Origin of the sequence: Burkholderia sp. Bp9142 (assembly GCF_003853415.1) — a bacterium.
Classification (GTDB): domain Bacteria; phylum Pseudomonadota; class Gammaproteobacteria; order Burkholderiales; family Burkholderiaceae; genus Burkholderia.
In genome coordinates, this window is the sequence record NZ_QTPP01000016.1 from 1 (window position 1) to 14,151 (window position 14,151).

Annotated in this window: 13 protein-coding genes; 11 read left to right on the forward strand and 2 right to left on the reverse strand. The window is 67.3% G+C overall.

Going from position 1 to position 14,151, the window contains the following annotated elements; all coding sequences use genetic code 11:
- Positions 1-67: 67 nt before the first annotated feature.
- Entirely contained in the window at positions 68-1,003 is a 936-nt protein-coding gene (locus DIE22_RS18925; RefSeq protein WP_124605855.1) for an alpha/beta hydrolase, read from the reverse strand.
- 281 nt (positions 1,004-1,284) lie between these two features.
- On the opposite strand from DIE22_RS18925, the gene DIE22_RS18930 reads away from it, so the two are divergent.
- Positions 1,285-2,475, forward strand: a complete 1,191-nt coding sequence (locus DIE22_RS18930) for a helix-turn-helix transcriptional regulator (RefSeq protein ID WP_124498864.1) — start codon at positions 1,285-1,287, stop codon at positions 2,473-2,475.
- A gap of 183 nt (positions 2,476-2,658) precedes the next feature.
- Here DIE22_RS18930 and DIE22_RS18935 read toward each other — a convergent pair whose 3' ends face one another.
- Positions 2,659-3,324: a cation diffusion facilitator family transporter gene (locus tag DIE22_RS18935; RefSeq protein WP_124498863.1), complete on the reverse strand. Its 666-nt coding sequence runs from the start codon at positions 3,322-3,324 to the stop codon at positions 2,659-2,661.
- Positions 3,325-3,706: 382 nt separating this feature from the next.
- Between DIE22_RS18935 and DIE22_RS18945 the strand changes: the two genes are divergently transcribed.
- The 10 genes from DIE22_RS18945 (at position 3,707) to DIE22_RS18990 (ending at position 14,141) form a co-directional block, all read left to right on the forward strand.
- Positions 3,707-4,684: a chromate resistance protein ChrB domain-containing protein gene (locus tag DIE22_RS18945; protein ID WP_124498862.1), complete on the forward strand. Its 978-nt coding sequence runs from the start codon at positions 3,707-3,709 to the stop codon at positions 4,682-4,684.
- Positions 4,681-5,859 carry a chromate transporter gene (locus DIE22_RS18950; protein WP_124498861.1) on the forward strand — a complete coding sequence of 393 codons (1,179 nt, stop codon included), beginning with the start codon at positions 4,681-4,683 and terminating at the stop codon, positions 5,857-5,859. Before DIE22_RS18945 ends, DIE22_RS18950 begins: the two co-directional genes overlap by 4 nt.
- Positions 5,860-6,119: 260 nt before the next feature.
- Positions 6,120-6,548, forward strand: a complete 429-nt coding sequence (locus DIE22_RS18955) for a chromate resistance protein ChrB domain-containing protein (RefSeq protein ID WP_124498860.1) — start codon at positions 6,120-6,122, stop codon at positions 6,546-6,548.
- The gene (locus tag DIE22_RS18960) at positions 6,535-7,803 is read left to right on the forward strand and encodes an MFS transporter (protein WP_124498925.1); all 1,269 of its coding nucleotides are present in this window, start codon (positions 6,535-6,537) and stop codon (positions 7,801-7,803) included. The genes DIE22_RS18955 and DIE22_RS18960 overlap by 14 nt, the downstream gene beginning before the upstream one ends.
- 133 nt (positions 7,804-7,936) lie before the next feature.
- Positions 7,937-8,947 carry a DNA-binding protein gene (locus DIE22_RS18965; RefSeq protein ID WP_124605922.1) on the forward strand — a complete coding sequence of 337 codons (1,011 nt, stop codon included), beginning with the start codon at positions 7,937-7,939 and terminating at the stop codon, positions 8,945-8,947.
- Positions 8,948-9,070: 123 nt separating this feature from the next.
- On the forward strand, positions 9,071-9,691 hold the full coding sequence (locus tag DIE22_RS18970) for a TetR/AcrR family transcriptional regulator (protein ID WP_124605856.1): 621 nt from the start codon (positions 9,071-9,073) through the stop codon (positions 9,689-9,691).
- 202 nt (positions 9,692-9,893) lie between these two features.
- Positions 9,894-10,952 (forward strand): NADP-dependent oxidoreductase, encoded by a 1,059-nt coding sequence (locus tag DIE22_RS18975; RefSeq protein WP_124605857.1) that lies wholly within the window; start codon positions 9,894-9,896, stop codon positions 10,950-10,952.
- 83 nt (positions 10,953-11,035) lie between these two features.
- Positions 11,036-11,335, forward strand: coding sequence for a putative quinol monooxygenase (locus tag DIE22_RS18980; RefSeq protein ID WP_124498857.1), 300 nt, complete (start codon positions 11,036-11,038; stop codon positions 11,333-11,335).
- A 129-nt stretch (positions 11,336-11,464) separates the two neighbouring features.
- Complete coding sequence (locus tag DIE22_RS18985; protein WP_124605858.1) at positions 11,465-11,920, forward strand: (2Fe-2S)-binding protein; 456 nt, start codon at positions 11,465-11,467, stop codon at positions 11,918-11,920.
- Between the two features lies 1 nt (position 11,921).
- The gene (locus DIE22_RS18990; protein ID WP_124605859.1) at positions 11,922-14,141 is read left to right on the forward strand and encodes a xanthine dehydrogenase family protein molybdopterin-binding subunit; all 2,220 of its coding nucleotides are present in this window, start codon (positions 11,922-11,924) and stop codon (positions 14,139-14,141) included.
- Positions 14,142-14,151: the final 10 nt, after the last annotated feature.

The window sequence follows — 14,151 nt, forward strand, 5'->3', positions numbered from 1 at the left end:
TGCCGTTGGCCCGCGAGGATCCACCTCCTGCTTCTGCTCTCACGTTCACGGGTGGGACGCGTTCATTTCAATTCTCCGTCGCGTCGAAGGCGCGGCGCAGCGCGTCGGCGCCGAACGTCAGCACGCGCTCGGCCGCATCGAGCGCGCCGAGCATGCTCGCGAAACCGTGCAGCTGGCCCGGCCAGCGCACGAGCGACACCGGCGTGCCGGCCTGCGCGAGACGCAATCCATACGCTTCGGCCTCGTCGCGCAGCGGGTCGAATTCCGCGCTGACGATCGTGGCCGGCGCCACGCCCGACAGGTCCGCCGCGGCGAGCGGGCTGGCGAGCGGCGATGCGCGGTCGGCACCGTCTTCGAAATACTGGCGCTTGAACCAGCGCATCGCGTCCGCCGTCAGGAAATAGCCTTCGCCGAGCGATTCGTACGATGGATGCTCGGTCGCGCAATCGACGACCGGATACAGCAGCAACTGGTGCGCGATCGCGATGCCCGAACCGCGCAACTGCAGCGCGGCGACCGCGGCCAGGTTGCCGCCCGCGCTGTCGCCGGCCACGGCAATCGCATCGGCGCGCGCGCCGAGATCGCGCGCACTGGCGGCGGCCCAGCGCACGGCATCGCATGCGTCCTGCGCGGCCGCCGGGAAGCGTGCTTCGGGCGCGAGCCTGTAGTCGACCGACAGCACGAGCGTGCGCGCCCGTTTGGCGAGGCTGCGGCACAGATTCGCGTGCGAATCGATACCGCACGCGACGAAGCCGCCGCCGTGGAAAAACACGGTCAGCGGCAATCGCCCGTCGGCGTCGGGCCGATACAGTCGTGCGGATAACTGGCGACCCGGGGCGGGAATCTGCCAGTCCTCTTCGGCGGCGATCGCATCGCCGGGCGCGAAGGCGCTGCCGCCGGCGAGGCTCGCGCGGTACGCGGGCACGGTCAGTCGATCGAAATCGATCGCGGGCGCTTGGGCGAGCGCGGCGAGCAGCGCCTGCGCCTGAGGGTCGAGCGGCATGGGAACTCCTGTCTGAATCTGATGCGGTCTGAATCAGGTAAACCCGCGTCGCGGTTTTCCCTGAGCCCGAGCCGGACGCTTGCCGGCACGGCCTGACGGGCATTCCAGCGCAGCGGGCAGGGCGCCACATCATCCGATTGGACGATGGTTCGCGCGTCCGGATGGCCAAAGCTCACCATTCAGTGAATGTCCCGATGACGCCGGAATTAAGACGCGTCTTAATCATGGCGGCGCGGATGAGTCGCACCGACAACGAGTTGCATGGAGGATGGAGCGTGCTGATGGAGACGAGATGGGCTCCGCAAGAGAGCCAGCCAACAAGCGAGGAGGCCGACATCGGCGTCGCGGATTTCAGCGAGCTGATGGCGCGCATCTACCAGGGGCCGATGGAAACGCCGCCGTGGGCGGGCGCGCTCGAGATGGTTCGCCGGCTGCTGCAGGCCAACTACGTGACGCTGATCCTGCGCGCGGCCGCGAGCGACCGCCGCGCGCCGCTGTCCGTGCACGCATCGGAGTTCGGCCCGGTCGTGCCGGTCGACGGCGAGGCGTCGTACAACAACTACTACTATTCGCTCGATCCGTTCGTCGGCCTGCCGGCCGATCGCGTGGTCACGGTCGACGATGTGTTCGGCGATACGGGCTGGCTGTCGAGCGAACTGTACAAGCAGTTCCTGAAACCGCAGGACGTGCGCTACATCCTCGGCGCGGACCTGCGCACGCCGTCGGGCGTCGAGTGCCGGTTCCGCGTGTGCCGCAATCATGCGTCCAAGCAGTTCTCCGCGCGCGACAAGACGCTCTGCGCGCTGCTGCTGCCGCATCTGAAGCGCGCGGTCGAGCTGCATTCGCGGCTCGACACGGCCGAGGTCGAACGATCGATCTACGCGAACGCGATCAACCGGATGCAGATCGGCACGATCACGCTCGACGAGAACGGCACGATCATCGACATGAACAGCGTCGCCGACGAGATCCTGAAGCAGAACAACGGTCTGACGATTGCGCGCGGCACGATCGAGGCGACCGATGCGCAGGAGAACCGCACGCTCAAGCGGCTGATCCGTCACGCGGTGATGGGACACCACGGCACGGCCGCGGCGATCGTCGAGGCGATGCCGATCACGCGCGGCTTCGACAAGCCGCGCCTCGGGCTGCTGGTGCGCACCGTGCTGCTGTCCGACTGGTCGGAGGACAACAAGCGCCGGCCGGCCGTCACGCTGTTCCTGCGCGATCCCGACCGCAAGCCGCAGGGCGCGCAGGAAATCATCCGCAAGCTGTTCGACCTGACGCCCGCCGAGACCTCGCTCGCGCTGCTGCTGACGAACGGATTGACGCTCGAGGAGGCGGCGGAGGAGTCGGGGATCAGCAAGAACACGGCACGCACGCACTTGCGCGCGATCTTCTCGAAGACGGGTGTCACACGCCAGGCGACGCTCGTGCGGATCCTGCTCGGGAGCGTGGTGCCGCTGGGGTGATCGGGGGCGGTACGTCGCATGCCGCCGCATCGATATCGAATGGATTCGTCCCCAGATACATCGACTGCGGTCGACGCGCATGCGGAACAGCGATCACGGCATCATGAACGAGAGGCTCGTGCGCAGCCGATGGCAGGTATCGGGTGTGTCAGGTCATCGCGCGGGCCGATGTCGCATGCATCGTCACGACCCGCGCGTCGAACGGCTCACCCACGCCGCCAATGCCGGCCATTGCGCGCAACCGCGCCGGATGAACCCGGCACCCGTGCGGATCACGATCGCACCGATCGCAAGCGCGGCGAGATCGTCGAGACGGCCGAGGCCGACCCACGCCGCGCTCATCGCGAGCGCCGCCAGCAACGCCGACAGTGCGTCGGCGCGCACATGCCAGCCGCTTGCTTCGAGCAGGGCCGAGCCGGTTTCGCGCGCCTTGCGCAACATCCAGCGCGACAGCGCGGCCTTGCCGGTCAGCGTGAGGACGATCAGCGCGAGCGTCATCGCGCCGGGCTGCACGACGGGCGGTGCGTCGAACCGGTTTGCCGCTTGCCAGATCATCTGTACGCCCGTCGCGACGAGCAACGCGCCGAGTCCTGCCAGCGCGAGCGGCTCGTAGGTCGGGCGCCGCTCGGGCGGCAGCCGCGCGTCGAGCCGGCACGCGACCAGGATCAGCGCGTCGGCCGCGAAATCGATCGCCGCGTGCGCGACGTCCGCAAACAGGCCGGACGAATGCGCGGACCACGCCGCGACCGCCTCGGCGGCGAGCAACAGCAGGTTGATCGCGAGACTGGCGGCGAGGGCGCGGGACGTGGCCGCATAAACGTGGGGCGTGGCGCGCGACGTGCGCTGCATGGCGTATTCGTCTGTCGAAAGCGTGGGCAGCCTCGAACGCTACCGGCCGACGATTGCAGATACGTGACAGCAGCGGGCATCGCGTGTTGACCCGCTAAACGGTCGCGCAAATCCTGCTTGTTGGAGGTGTAATAGCCAACACCGTCCGGCTGCCGGCATGCACGCAAGCGGCAAGCCGACCTCGATCGATGTGAGCGAGCTCGGCCATGGCGAAATCAGCTCAAGGCGGTGACGCCCTGATAACCGACAAACAGACCCACGACCATGATCAGCGCGCTTGAGAAGTACGGCGCCTCTCGCGCGAAATCGCCGAACCCGCCCCGGGTGGCGCGCCCGAAAAGTTAACTTGTAGAGTTTGAGACACGAAAGTAGCATTTGCTACATGAACACTGTCTCCACCTGGTCGCTCCTCGTCCTGACCCTGCCTACGGAAAACGCGACGGCCCGCATGCGGTTCTGGCGTGCGCTCAAGGCAAAGGGCTGCGCGGTGCTGCGTGACGGCATTTATCTGCTGCCGTACACGGAGGCGCGCGAAAGCATGCTGCGTGAACTCGCTGGCGCGATCGCCGAAAGCGGCGGCACCGCCCACCTGTTGCGGGCGCCAAGCCTCGACGCGTCTCAGGAGCTGGAATTTCGCGCGCTGTTCGATCGCGACGAGGATTACGCCAGCTTCATCCAGGCGCTCGCGGAAGCCCGCAAGACGCTTTCCGGCCAGTCCGCGACGGAACTGACGCGCCTGCTGCGCCGCCAGCGCAAGGATTTCGACACCATCCGGACGATCGACTATTTCCCGGGCGATTCGGCAACCCGGGCCGAAGTCGCGTTGCAGGACTTCACCGCACTCGTCGACACCGTGCTGTCGCCGGGCGAGCCGCATGCCGCGGAGCGCGCGATCCGCCTGCTCGCGATCGACGAATATCAAGGGCGCACCTGGGCGACACGTCAGCGCATGTGGGTCGATCGCGTCGCCAGTGCATGGCTGATTCGCCGTTTCATCGATGCGCGAGCCCGCTTCAACTGGCTCGCGTCGCCGGCGGATTGCCCGCCTGACGCGCTCGGCTTCGATTTCGACGGCGCCGCATTCACGCACGCCGGCGAGCGCGTGACGTTCGAGGTATTGCTCGCGAGTTTCGGGCTCGACAAGGATCCGGCGCTGCTGCGGCTCGGCGAGATCGTGCATGCGCTCGACGTCGGCGGGCCTGCCGCGCCCGAGGCGGTCGGATTCGAGGCGGTGATGGCCGGCACGCGCCAACGCACCGAAAACGACGACCAGTTGCTGGAGCAGATGGGCGCGGTGCTCGACGCGCTGTACGCACACTTCGCATCGAATGGAAAGGGAGAAACCGGGGGACGTTCATGACCACGACCATCGCCACCAACGCACCGGCCTACTCGCTGGGCCAGTTGGTCGCCTACATGCTGCGGCTCGGTACCTTCGGCTTCGGCGGCCCGGTCGCGCTCGCCGGCTACATGCGCCGCGATCTCGTCGAACGGCATGGCTGGATCACGGAAGCGGACTACAAGGAAGGGCTCACGCTTGCCCAACTCGCACCGGGGCCGATGGCCGCCCAGCTCGCGATCTATCTCGGCTTCGTCCACTACCGGATTCTCGGCGCGACCCTCGTCGGGCTCGCGTTTGTCCTGCCGTCGTTCCTCATGGTCCTTGGGCTCGGCTTCGCGTACGCGCACTTCGGCGGCCTGTCGTGGATGCAGGCGGTCTTCTACGGGGTAGGCGCCGCCGTGGTCGGCATCATCGCGATGAGCGCCTACAAGCTCACCACCAAGACCGTCGGCCAGGACAAGCTGCTTTGGGCCATCTTCCTGACGCTTGCCGCCGTGACCTTCATCACGGAGTCGGAAATCGCGTGGCTGTTCATCGTCGCCGGCCTGATCGGCTGGCTCTGGCGCGCCCCGCCAAAATGGCTGCACAAGGGCGGGCTGAACGCGCTCGCCGGCGTCAACCTGCCGGCAGCCAGCGGCCTGCTGAGTGGCATCGATCTGCCGCAACTCGCGCAGATCGGCGTGTTCTTCGCCAAAGCGGGCGCGTTCGTGTTCGGGTCGGGGCTCGCGATCGTGCCGTTCCTGTACGGCGGGGTCGTGACCGAACATCATTGGCTCAACGACAAGCAGTTCGTCGACGCCGTCGCGGTCGCGATGATCACGCCGGGGCCGGTCGTGATTACGGTCGGCTTTATCGGGTACATCGTGGCGGGCCTGCCCGGCGCGTGCGTCGCCGCCCTCGGCACGTTCCTGCCTTGCTATCTGTTCACCATCATTCCTGCGCCTTACGTGAAAAAGTACGGGCACCGGCCCGACGTCAAGGCGTTCGTCGACGGCATCACGGCGGCGGCCGTCGGCGCGATCACGGGTTCCGTGCTCGTCATCGCGAAGCGCTCGATCGTCGACATACCCACCGCCGCCGTCGCCGTGGCGACCGTCCTGCTGCTGTGGCGCTTCAAGAAGCTGCAGGAGCCGGTGATCGTGACCGCCGCGGCACTCTTCGGGCTGGTGGCCTACCCGCTGCTCCACCATTGACTCGCATTTCCGGGAGTTGACCATGACGTACGAGATGAAAGCGTTGTCGTGCGATCCGACTCGTGGCTGACGATGGCAGGCTGATCGTCAGCCGCCCGGCCGGCGACGAGGACGAAGAGGACGACGACTGACCGTTCGGGCACATCGTCCACGTCCTCCGCACCGCCAGACAGGCGCAGTGCCGTGCAATGGATTGTGCGCGTGAACGACTGATGAGCGATTGCACGGGAACTTCCCTGCATTCGGACAGGAGGAGCGCCATGAAATGGATCACGCGTGAACGGCCGAAGATCGATCGAATCGCCTGCCCATGGCTGATCGCCCGGTTTATCGACAAGGCCCCCGAGTTCCTCTACGTCCCGGGGACGGACGTGTTGCGCATGGCGGAGGAAACGGGCGCGATTCCGTACGACGTGCCTGGTGTCGAACTCGGGCACCATGATGAGTTCTGCAGCTTCGATGCGTTCCTCGACAAATACCAGCTGCATGAGCCGGCCTTGCTCAAGCTTGCCACGATCGTGCGCGGTGCGGATACCGGGCGGCTCGATCTCGCGCCGGAAGCGACGGGCCTGTATGCCATCTCGATCGGGCTTTCCGGGAACTTCGCCGACGATCACGAGCAGCTACGGCACGGGATGGTGATGTACGACGCGCTCTACGCGTGGTGTCGGCGTGATGCACGTGCCTAGCGGCCGCGTGGCCATCTCGTTCGCAATGCGTCTTTCGCGCCGGCTCCTTCCGGCCGGTGTCGAGCATGCCGCGTGGATCATCCTCGCGAGTCGTGGTCTGCGCGGGTTCTGTGACGGCTTCATCGCGGTGCTGCTCCCCGCGTATCTGCTGTTGCTCGGCTTCGCGCAGGTCCACGTGGGCTTGATCAGCACCTCGACGTTGATGGGGTCGGCTGTCGCGACGATCGCGGTCGGCATGGTGGCCAGCCGCTTTCCGCACCGCCGGGTGCTGACGCTCGCCGCCGTCCTCATGGCCGCGACCGGCATCGGCTTCGCCAGCCTGTCGACCTTGTGGCCACTGCTCGTGGTGGCCTTCGTCGGCACGCTCAACCCGAGTTCAGGCGACGTCAGTCTCTTCCTGCCGCTCGAGCAGGCCCGTCTTGCCGAAGCGGCGACCGGCGACGCGCGAACCGCGCTGTTTGCACGCTACAGCCTGGTCGGCGCCGTGTCGGCCGCATTGGGCGCACTCGCTGCAGGCCTGCCGCTCTGGCTTGCCTCGCACACCGGGATGTCGCCGCTGGCCGCGATGCGCGCGATGTTTCTCGTTTATGCGGTGACGGGCCTCGCGGTGTGCGCGCTGTACGCCCGATTGCCGCGTACGGCATCGCACGCGGCCACGGTCACGCCTCCGCTCGGGCCATCGCGGCGCATCGTCACGCGGCTTGCGCTGCTGTTCAGTGTCGACGCGTTCGCGGGTGGCCTCGTCGTCAACTCTCTGCTGGCGCTCTGGTTGATGCAGCGCTTCGGATTTTCCGTGAGCGCGGCGGGCCGGTTCTTCTTTTGCACCGGACTGCTTGCCGCAGGCTCCCAGCTCGCAGCGGCACCGCTCTCACGCAGGATCGGCCTGCTCAACACCATGGTCTTCACGCACATCCCGTCGAGCGTCTGTCTGATCGGCGCGGCGCTGGCACCGTCGCTGCCGCTGACGTTGACGCTTCTGCTCATGCGCAGCGCGTTGTCGCAAATGGACGTGCCGACGCGAACCGCTTATGTGATGGCCGTCGTCACGCCGATGGAGCGCCCGGCCGCCGCCAGCTTCACGTCCGTGCCGCGCAGCCTCGCGGCCGCGATCGCACCGACGCTGGCTGGCGGCTTGTTCGGCCTTGGCTGGCTTGGCGCGCCGCTGGTCGCATGCGGTGTGCTGAAGATCGTATATGACCTTTCGCTGCTGGCCGCTTTCCGCCACATCAAACCGGACGAAGGGGGCAGGCCATAGGGGATATCCGATCAAGACATCGGCGCTCCACGAATCTCAACATTATAGAAATAATGTCAAATTCATCTCGGCTGGTGATTGGATATCAAACGGTTTACGTTATATTATTCACGAAATTCCAGACCAAACCGCCATGTCCGACCTCGTTGCCGACGAATCCCGCCTGATCGCCGAAATCGATCGCCTGAAGGCTGATTTCCCGAAAACCCGCGAGCTGTATCGCGAGGTCTGCGCGTTGATGTTCTTCCGCTTCGGCATCACGCCCACCGCGAACCGCCTGTATCAGCTCGTGCGCAAGGGCAGCATGAGCACGCCGACGGCGGTGCTCGGCGAGTTCTGGGTCGAGTTGCGGGAAAAGAGCCGCATGCGCATCGAGCATCCGGACTTGCCGGCCGATCTGCAGGCGGCGGCGGGCGAACTGGTCGCTGCGTTGTGGAGCCGTTCGAGTACCGATGCCGCCGCGGCACTCGATGCACTGCGCGCCGAAGTCGAAGCCGAGCGGACGTCGGCGAAAGCGGAAGTCGCCGCACTGCAAGCCGACCTGTCCCGCACCGAAACCGCGCTGGAGCAACGCACGAGCGCGTTGCTGGCGGCCCAGGTGCGCATCCAGGAACTCGAGCAGGCAAGGGCGGCCGACGAAGCGTCGCGCCGCGCGCTGCAAGCGGAAGTCGAACGGCTGAAGCTGGACAATGCAGAAGCCGATCGCGCGCTCGCGCAGGCGCGCGCCGATTTCACGTCGCAGCTCGACCGGCTGCGCGACGATGCAGGCCGGGCCGAGGAGCGCTTGCGCGCATCCGAGAAACGGGCGCTTCAGGAGATCGACCGCGAACGGCTCGCGGCCGCACGGCTGCAAAAGGAACTCGACGCGGCCACCACGCGCGCCGAACAGCGCGATTCGCTGCACCGCAAGGATCTCGCGGCGCTGCAGGCGCAACTGGCCGACACGCAACACCGCAGCGGCATGCTCGAAGGCCAGCTCGACGGCGCTCGCGCGGCCAATGCCGCGTATGTCGGCGAGCTCGACGCGCTGCGAGCCGAACGCGCGGCTCGCGCGCCCGTGCGCCGGGCGCCGGGTCGACCTGCCGGAGGCAGCCTGCGTGCGGCGAAACCGGTCGCCAGGAAGCGCGCTCCGAAGCCTGCGTGACATGGGCGCGACGGTGCGGCGACAACGCATCCGCGACGCGGCGCGATTCAGGTAAAGTGCCGCTCAATTCGCCGGCTCGACGTTACTAGACGACCGGTCTAATCGTTGCTAACATACGCCATCATGAATGCATCTTCAGGCGCCGAAGTCCGCCAGCACATCCTGAATATCGCGAAGCCGATCATGCTCCACAAGGGGTTCTCGGCGGTCGGTCTGAACGAGATTCTCGCCGCGGCGGGCATCCCGAAGGGCTCGTTCTACCATTACTTCGGCTCGAAGGAGGCATTCGGCGAGGCGCTGCTCGAATCGTATTTCGAAGGCTATCTCGAGCATCTCGACAACCTGCTCAAGCATCAGGCCGGCACGGGCGCGCAGCGGCTGATGACGTACTGGGGCAACTGGCTGCACACGCAGTGCGCGGACGATCCGGAAGGCAAGTGCCTTGCGGTGAAGCTCGGCGCGGAAGTGTCCGACTTGTCGGAGGCGATGCGCGCGGTCCTGCGGCGCGGCACCGGCCAGATCATCGAGCGGCTCGCGGGCGGGATCGAGGCCGGGCTGGCCGACGGTTCGCTGAGCGGCGTCGACGATCCGGCCCATTCGGCGGCGATTCTCTACGAACTGTGGCTTGGCGCAACGCTGCTGGAGAAGATTCACCGCAACCGCGCGCCGCTTGAGCGCGCGATGCTCGAAACACGGCGGATGCTGAACCTGCCGCCCGTCGAGCCAGGTGGAGCGCAGTCGTAACCCGGGCGAGCACAGGCGCGCCTTGTTTTTACGTGAGCCCTAGACGACTGGTCTACTCACGCAGAAGTCCCATTGCGTGACCCGCGAGGCTGCGGCTCCGCCGGCTGATTCGCCGGCACGGCCGCGGCCGCGCGCATCACGGTGGTCGAACGTTGATCCGATCGTGCCCGTGGCACGTCCATTCCTGTTGACGGAGGTTCCCATGCCGCAAAGCAAGGCAGCAAACCGCAGAATCATCCTGAACGCGCGCCCGGTCGGCGCACCCACCCCGAACGACTTCCGTAGCGAGACCGTGGCCGTGCCGGCGCCCGGCGCCGGCCAGGTGCTGTTGCGCACGGTCTGGCTGTCGCTCGATCCGTACATGCGCGGCCGGATGAGCGACGCGCCGTCGTATGCGCCGCCGGTCGAACTCGGCGACGTGATGGTCGGCGGCACGGTCAGCCGTGTCGTCGCCTCGAACCTGAGCGCGTATCGCGAAGGCGACCTGGTCGTCGCGGGCGGTGGCTGGCAGGACTATTCGCTGTCCGACGGCAGCGATCTGATTCCGCTCGGCCCCGACTTCGCGCATCCGTCGCAGGCGCTCGGCGTGCTCGGCATGCCGGGGTTCACCGCGTACACCGGGTTGCTGAAGATCGGCGAGCCGAAGCCCGGCGAAACCGTGGTCGTCGCCGCCGCGAGCGGGGCGGTCGGCGCGGTGGTCGGCCAGATCGCGAAGCTGAAGGGCTGCCGCGTGATTGGTGTCGCGGGCGGCGCCGACAAGGTCGCGTACGTGAAGGACACGCTCGGCTTCGACGCCAGCATCGATCATCGCGATCCGCAATTCGCGATCAAGCTGAAGGAAGCCTGCCCGAACGGCATCGACGTCTATTTCGAGAACGTCGGCGGCGCCGTGTTCGACGCGGTGTGGCCGCTGCTCAACGATCATGCGCGCGTGCCGGTGTGCGGAATCATCGCGCATTACAACGACGCGGCATACGACGACACCGCGGTGTCGAGCGGCCGTGACCGCGTGCCCGCGCTGATGGGCACGATCCTGCGCAAGCGCATCCGGATGCAGGGTTTCATCATTCTCGATCATTATGCGACCGGCTACGCGCCGTTCCTGAAGGAAATGAGCGAGTGGATCGCGCAGGGCAAGATGAAGGCGCTCGAGGACGTGGTTCCCGATCTCGCCGATGCGCCGAATGCGCTGATCGGCTTGCTCGCCGGCAGGAATTTCGGCAAGGTCGTCGTGCGCGTGGGGCCGGACGAACTGGCCTGACGCGACGCGTCCGTTTGCACGCTGGCGTCACCCGACGCCGGCCTATGGCATGCTCGATTCCATTTCCCCAAGGAGTGAAAAACATGGCGCTTTATGTGATGGCCTCGGTGTTTCCGAAACCCGAACACGCGCAGGCCGTCGAGGCCGAATTGCGCAGCATGGTCGCGGCGACCCGCGTCGAACCCGGCAACCGCCGCTACGACCTGTTCCGCGAACAGGACGGCTCGCCGGCACTGCACCTGTTCGAAATCTACGACGACCAGGCCGCGTTCGACGCGCACCTCGCGAGCCCGCACTTCACCGCGTTTCGCATCAAGTCGGCCGACTGGTTCTCGGTGCCGCCCGTCATCAAGGTGCTGTCGGGCATCGACGCGGCCGAATAACCCGCATTGAATCACCGCCGCGGCTCGTCCGACGGGCCGCACGGCAGCCGCTGCGTGCCGAGCAGTGGCGATGAACAACCCGGCGCGCCGGTCGCGCCGCTTCCCCGATACACCGGCCCCGGAGGCTGAATGGTCACCCTCAACATCAACGGCGAGAACCGCACGGTCGACGCCCCCGACGACATGCCGCTGCTGTGGGTCCTGCGCGACGTCGTCGGCCTGACCGGCACGAAATTCGGCTGCGGGATCGCGCAATGCGGCGCGTGCACCGTGCATCTCGACGGCGTTGCGGCGCGTTCGTGCGTGCTGCCGGTCGCGGCCGTCGCGGGCCGCAGGATCACGACGATCGAAGCCGTCGGCGCGACGCCGGCCGGGCAGAAGGTCCAGGACGCGTGGCGCGAGCTCGACGTCGTCCAGTGCGGCTACTGTCAGTCGGGGCAGGTGATGGCGGCCTCGGCGCTGATCGCCTCGAACCCGAACCCGAGCGACGCCGACATCGACGCGGCGATGGCCGGCAACATCTGCCGCTGCGGCACGTACAACCGGATTCGCGCGGCCGTGAAGCACGCCGCCAAGGGGAACTGACATGTCGCGAGGACTGATCGACGCAGGTCGGGCCGGCGCGGGCGTGTCGCGCCGTTCGTTTCTCAAGGCGGGCATGTCGCTCGGCGCGGCCGCGGGCGGCGGCTTGCTGCTCGGCTTCAGCATGCCGGCGGCGGGCGATGACGCGCGGCGCTCGGTGATCGGCGGCGATGCGGACGAAAGCGCGCGCGCCGGCGTATTCGCGCCGAACGCGTTCGTGCAGATCGACCGCGGCGGCAAGGTCACGCTGGTGATGCCGAAAGTGGAAATGGGCCAGGGCGTCTATACGGCGCTGCCGATGCTGATCGCCGAGGAACTCGAGGTGCCGCTGTCGAACGTCACGCTCGACCATGCGCCGCCGAACGAGAAGCTGTTCCTCGATCCGCTGCTCGGCGGCCAACTGACGGGCGGCTCGACATCGGTGCGCTACGCGTGGGAGCCGCTGCGCCGTGCAGGCGCGACCGCTCGCACGCTGCTGGTCGCGGCGGCGGCGAAGCAATGGCATGTCGATCCGGCCGCCTGCCGCGCGGAAAACGGCGAAGTGCGGCACCCGCCGAGCGGCCGGCGTGCTTCGTACGGCCAGCTCGCCGACGCCGCGTCGAAGCTGCCGGTGCCGAAGGACGTCGCGCTGAAGCAGCCGGCCGATTTCAAACTGATCGGCAAGCCGGTGAAGCGGCTGGATTCGCCGGAGAAGGTCGACGGCACCGCCCGGTTCGGGCTCGACGTGCGCCTGCCCGGCATGCTGTACGCGGTGATCGTGAACAGCCCGGTGTTCGGCGGCACGGTCGCGAGCGTCGACGAGTCGGCGACGAAGAAGATTCCGGGCGTGCGCCAGGTGGTGCGCGTCGACAACGCGGTCGCGGTGGTCGGCGATCACACGTGGGCGGCGAAGCGCGGCGCGTCGGCGCTCGTCGTCAAATGGAACGAAGGCGCGGACGCGAAGGTGTCGATGAAGGACATCGTCGCGGATCTCGCGCAAGCCGCAGCCAACGGCAAGGGTGCCGTCGCGCGCAAGGAGGGCGACGTCGGCAAGGCGTTCGCGAACGCGAAGACGCGTGTCGATGCCGTCTACGAACAGCCGTTCCTTGCACACGCGACGATGGAGCCCGTCAACTGCACGGTGCAGGTGCGCGCCGACGGCTGCGAGATCTGGGTCGGCACGCAGGTGCCGACACGGGCGCGCGATACGGTGCAGCGGCTCACGGGGCTGGCACCCGACAGGATCGTCGTGCACAACCATTTGCTCGGCGGCGGCTTTGGCCGGCGGCTCGAGACGGACATGATCGGACAGGCCGTGAAGGTCGCCAGGCAGGTCAACGCGCCCGTGAAGGTCGTGTGGACGCGCGAGGAAGACATCCAGCACGACATGTACCGTCCGTACTACTACGACCGGATCTCGGCCGGCCTCGACGCGAACGGCAAGCCGGTCGCATGGCAGCACCGGATCGTCGGTTCGTCGATCATCGCGCGCTTCGCGCCGCCCGCGTTCAAGGACGGCGTCGATCCCGACGCGGTCGAGGTTGCAAACGACCTGCCGTACGACCTGCCGAACCAGCTCGTCGACTACGTGCGGCAGGAACCGCGCCATGTGCCGACCGCGTTCTGGCGCGGCGTGGGCCCGACGCGCGGGACGTTCGTCGTCGAGAGCTTCATCGACGAACTGGCCGCGCAGGCCAGGACCGACCCCGTCCAGTATCGCCGCGCGCTGCTCGACAAGACGCCGCGTGCGCGCAACGTGCTCGACGTCGCGACGAAGGCGGCCGGATGGGGCGCGCCGCTGCCGAAGGGGCAAGGGCGCGGCGTATCGGTGATGCACGCGTTCGGCAGCTTTTTCTCGATCGTCATCGACGTCGCGGTGGAGGATGGCGAAGTGCAGGTCAGGCGTGCCGTGTGCGCGGTCGACTGCGGGATGGCCGTCAATCCGGGCACGATCGAGGCGCAGGTGCAGGGCGGCATCATCTTCGGGATCACGGGCGCGCTGTATGGCGAGATCACGATCGAGGACGGCCGCGTCGTGCAGAGCAACTTCACCGACTACCGGATGATGCGCATCAACGAGACGCCGCCGATCGAGGTTCACCTCGTCAAAAGCGGCGAGGCGCCGGGCGGAATCGGCGAACCCGGTACGGCGGCTACCGCGGCGGCCCTGTCGAACGCGATCTTCGCCGCGACCGGCAAGCGGCTGCGCAAGCTGCCGGTCGGCAGCCAGCTGAAGACGGCCTGAGGAGAGGGTC